Raw genomic sequence first — 4,636 nt, 5'->3', positions numbered from 1 at the left:
GAATTACAGCGCTGCCGGCTCCCGGGTGAATGGTCTCGATGTCAGCGCGACGGCGAGTTCGGGTGCCGCCATTGCCGTCCGAAACACCACCGGCGACGGCGGCCGGTCCCTCAGGATGAAATCGGCCGATGCCGGCGCTATCCTGCGGTTCCTCAACATTTACGAGCATATGGAGGGCGGGGCTATCACGCTGTCGCTGGCGGGCGACGCCGACGGGCCAATGAAGGGCCAGGTCGACGCCAGCAATTTCTATGTCGTCAACGAGCCGAAGCTTGCGTCGATCGTGTCGACCAGGCCGGCCGGCGATACGCGCAGCCTCAACCAGGCGGTCAAGGCCAACATCGACACCTCAAGGGTGCAGTTCGAGCGCGGCTATGCCGAGATCGACAAAGGCTCCGGCTATCTCAGACTGGCAAACGGTCTGTTGCGCGGTCCGCGCATCGGCACCACCTTCCAGGGCACGCTCTACGACCAGGACAACAATATGGACATGACCGGCACCTTCATGCCGGTCTATGGGCTGAATCGCATCTTCGGCGAACTGCCGCTGTTCGGCCCGCTGCTCGGCAACGGCCGCGACCGCGGCCTGATCGGCGTCACCTACCGGCTGCGCGGCAACGCCAACAAGCCGACGCTCAACATCAATCCGCTGTCGGTGGTGGCGCCGGGAATTTTTCGCTCAATCTTCGAATATCGGTGATCAGCCCGACTAAATCGGCCGCACCAGAACGTGCTTCTTCCTGCCGAACGAGAGCTTCACCACACCTTCCGCGCCCAGGTCCTCAAGCGTCACCACGCGCCGGTCGTCGGTCACCACCTGGTCGTTGAGGCGCACGGCACCGCCCTGGACATGCCGGCGCGCTTCGCCATTGGAGCCGGCGAGCCCGGCGGTGACGAACAGCGACAGGATGCCGATGCCGGCCTCGAGATCAGCCTTGGCGACGTCGATGCTGGGCAGCGTGTCGGCGAGCGCGCCTTCCTCGAAAGTCTTGCGCGCGGTCTCTGCAGCCGTTTCGGCCGCCTCGCGGCCATGCAGCATGGCGGTGATCTCGGTGGCGAGAATCTTCTTCGCCTCGTTGATCTCCGAGCCGCCGAGCTTTTCGAGCCGCGCGACCTCGGCGAGCGGCAGTGTCGTGTAGAGCTTCAGGAAGCGCCCGACATCGGCATCCTCGGTGTTGCGCCAGTACTGCCAGAACTCGTAAGGCGACAGCATATCGCCGTCGAGCCAGACAGCGCCGGAGGCCGACTTGCCCATCTTGGCGCCCGACGAGGTGGTGAGCAGCGGCGTCGTCATCGCAAACAGCTGCACGCCTTCCATGCGATGACCGAGATCGATGCCGTTGACGATGTTGCCCCACTGGTCGGAGCCGCCCATCTGCAGCCGGCAGCCGACGCGCTTGTAGAGCTCGACGAAGTCGTAAGCCTGCAGGATCATGTAGTTGAATTCGAGGAACGACAGCGACTGCTCGCGGTCGAGCCTGAGCTTCACGGAATCGAAGGCCAGCATGCGGTTTACGGAGAAATGCCGGCCGACATCGCGCAGGAAACTGACGTAGTTGATCTCCATCAGCCAATCGGCATTGTTAACCATCACCGCGTCGCCCGCGCCGCTGCCGAATTTGAGATAAGGCGCGAAATTGCGGCGGATGCCGACGAGATTGCTCTCAATGTCCCCAGGCGTCAGCAGCTTGCGCGCCTCGTCCTTGAAAGAAGGATCGCCGATCATCGAGGTGCCGCCGCCCATCAGCGCGATGGGCCGGTGGCCGGCCTGCTGCAGCCAGTGAAGCATCATGATCTGGATCAGCGATCCGGCATGCAGGCTCTTCGCCGTCGCATCGAAGCCGATATAAGCGCTCACCGTTTCCTTGGCGAAAAGCTGGTCGAGGCCGGTTTCATCCGAAATCTGGTGGATGAAGCCGCGCTCGCTCATGATGCGCAGGAAATCGGACTTGAAGGCGGACATCTTTTCTTCCCGGAGATCGCACGGCATTTGGCCGAGCTTGACGTGAAGGGGCGCGTTTAGCATCCAAGCGCGATCAGCAAAAGTGGTTTCCGGTTTTGCGTAGGATCGCGCTTCAAGAGGCAAACAGGTGATCAGCAAAAGTGGTTTCCGGTTTGCGTGGGATCGCGCTTCAACGGGCAAATGGGCGATCAGCAAAAGTGGCTTGGGGCTTTGCCTGCTATCGCCGCATCCTTGCTTCGCCTCTTTTGCTGGCGTAATGAGGCGCCCGCGCGAGGGCAGCACGCCCCGACACGCCGCGACGGGGCTATCCCGCAGATCAGATCGGACAAGCTCCCGCGATGAACAGGAACTATCTCCTCCTCTTTCTGTTCAGCATCCTGATGACCGTCAGCGGGCTGGCAAGCCTGCCGCCGATCGACCGCGACGAATCCCGCTTCGTCCAGTCGACCAAGCAGATGGTCGAGACCGGCGACTACATCGACATCCGCCTGCAGGATGTGACGCGCTACAAGAAACCGATCGGCATCTATTGGCTGCAATCGGCGGCTGTCGCATTGAGCGGTGAGGGGGCCGAAGCGCCGATCTGGGTTTATCGACTGGTTTCGATGCTCGGCATCGCGCTCGCCGTCGTGAGCATCGGCTGGACCGGTACAAAACTCTTCGGCGCCAATGCCGGCCTTGCCGCCGGCCTGATGATGGCCGCCATCTTCGCCACCGCCTTCGAAGGCCGCGACGCCAAGACCGACGCCATGTTGCTCGCCTGCTGCGTGGCCGCGCAAGGCGCGCTGGCGCAGGTCTATCTGGCCGCGCGCCGCAAGGAGCCGGTTGCCGGCCACCTGCCATGGATCTTCTGGATCGCGCAGGGTCTGGGTATTCTGATCAAGGGTCCGGTCGCTCCGCTGTTGTCGCTGCTGACGGCCGGCGCGCTGTTCGCCTTCGAACGCGACTGGCGCTGGCTTTTGAAGCTGAAGCTGGTGCGCGGCGTCGCAATCGTGCTCGTCATCGTGCTGCCCTGGATCATCCTCATCAGCTGGAAGAGCGGCGGCGCCTTCTTCCAGGAGGCGGTCGGCAAGGACATGCTGAACAAGGTGGCGCAAGGCGAGGAATCGCATGGCCTGCCGCCGGGCTTCTATATGCTCACCTATTCGCTGTTCATGTGGCCTTTCGGCCTGATCGCGGTCGGTGCCGGGCTGCAGGCCATCAACCGCTTCTGGGACGACCCGCGCCTGCGCTTCTGTCTCGCCTGGTATATCCCCTTCTGGCTGGTGTTCGAGGCGATCCCGACCAAGCTGCCGCATTATGTGCTGCCGGCCTATCCCGGCATGGCGCTGCTGATCGGCTGGCTGCTCACCTTGCCGGAGGACAAGGCCAATGCGCCGCTCAAGCGCTGGCAGAACTGGCTGTGGTGGTCGACCGCCTTCGGCGTCGTCGTCGTGTCGATCGGGCTAGCCGCAGTATGCATAGGCGCGCCGCTCTATCTCGCAAAAGCCTTTTCCTGGTGGAGCATTCCGGCGGCAATCGCCGCGCTCGTGACCGGCTATCTGTCTTTCCCGCGCCAATTGCAGGTGCCGCTCGAACGCATCGCGGCGATCGCGATCGGCGCGGGCGTAACGTTCAGCCTGCTGTTCGGCGTGATTGCGCCGTCGCTGAAGCCGATCTGGCTGAGCCCGGCCATCAGGGCAGCCGTCGATGCCAACCGTCCTTGCGACACCACGGTGCTCGCCTCGTCCCCCTATCACGAGCCGAGCCTGGTGTTCCTGGTCGGGACCAAGACCGTGCTGACCGACGTCGATGGCGTGGCAAAGCACCTGCTGGCCGATCCGACCTGTGCGCTGGGACTGGCGCTGGTCAAGGAGGAGCAAAAGCTCAACGAGCTGCTTGCCGGGCAGGGCAAGTCGGCGAAGCGACTGACCGAGATCGACGGGCTCAACTATTCGTCAGGAGACAAGCTGGCGCTCGGCCTTTATCGAGTGGCCCAGTGAGGAATAATGTCGGAGCTCGAAGACCCCTATAGAGCCATGTCCGCCGTTTCTCTTTACCGCCGTTCGCTCGGCAACTTCCTCGACACGACGCGCATCGTGCAGCGGCGTTTTGCAGTGCGTCCCGCGCGCTATCCCGAGATTCCCTGGCTCGTCTGGGTCTCTGCATGGCTTCTGCTGGCCATAGCCATTGGCCTCACCCTGGACAGCGCCGCCGGCAGGATGCGCGGCGGGTGGACGCCAGGCTTCGTCCGTTTCACCGACTTCTTAACGGATTTCGGCCTGGGCGGCTGGTATCTCATCCCCGCGGTTCTCTGCCTCGTCGCCGCCAACCTGACGGACTGGCGACGGCTTTCCAGGTCGTCGCGTCTGCTCGTCTACAATTGGACCTGCTTCGCTTTCCTGGTGCTTTGCGCGGTTGGTCTTTCCGGGCTGGCCGTCAACTTACTGAAATACGGCATCGGCCGGGCCCGGCCGCTCTATTTCAACGATTACGGGGTGCTGTCGCTGCATCCCTTCGCCATGGATGCGCGCTTCGCCGGCTTTCCGTCCGGCCATGCCACGACGATGGGGGCGGTGTTCGGCGTCCTCTTGCTGCTGTTTCCAAGGCGCTGGCACATCGCGCTTGCGGCCTCGGCCTTGATCGCTTCGACGCGCGTCTTCGTCGGCGCGCATTATCCGAGCGACACAGTGG

The 4,636-nt window shown here is 63.3% G+C and carries 3 protein-coding genes and 1 pseudogene; 3 read left to right on the top strand and 1 reads right to left on the bottom strand.

What is annotated here, in order from left to right; translation table 11 throughout:
- Window positions 1–700: pseudogene (locus EOA75_RS29195) on the top strand (AsmA-like C-terminal region-containing protein); the annotation flags it as partial.
- A gap of 9 nt (window positions 701–709) precedes the next feature.
- On the opposite strand, the gene tyrS reads toward EOA75_RS29195, so the two are convergent.
- A complete protein-coding gene (gene tyrS, locus EOA75_RS29190; protein WP_067328454.1) occupies window positions 710–1,963 on the bottom strand; it encodes a tyrosine--tRNA ligase in 1,254 nt (417 codons plus the stop codon).
- Window positions 1,964–2,301: 338 nt separating this feature from the next.
- On the opposite strand from tyrS, the gene EOA75_RS29185 reads away from it, so the two are divergent.
- Together EOA75_RS29185 and EOA75_RS29180 are read left to right on the top strand one after the other, a co-directional pair.
- Window positions 2,302–3,945 carry a glycosyltransferase family 39 protein gene (locus EOA75_RS29185; RefSeq protein ID WP_127216671.1) on the top strand — a complete coding sequence of 548 codons (1,644 nt, stop codon included), beginning with the start codon at window positions 2,302–2,304 and terminating at the stop codon, window positions 3,943–3,945.
- Between the two features lie 6 nt (window positions 3,946–3,951).
- Window positions 3,952–4,636 (top strand): phosphatase PAP2 family protein (locus EOA75_RS29180; protein ID WP_206517055.1); only part of this gene is annotated, 685 nt, incomplete at its 3' end.

The organism is Mesorhizobium sp. M1A.F.Ca.IN.022.07.1.1 (genome assembly GCF_003997575.1).
Lineage (GTDB): Bacteria > Pseudomonadota > Alphaproteobacteria > Rhizobiales > Rhizobiaceae > Mesorhizobium.
The sequence above is the reverse complement of the archived record's forward strand: the minus strand, read 5'-3'. Positions and strand labels throughout refer to the sequence as shown.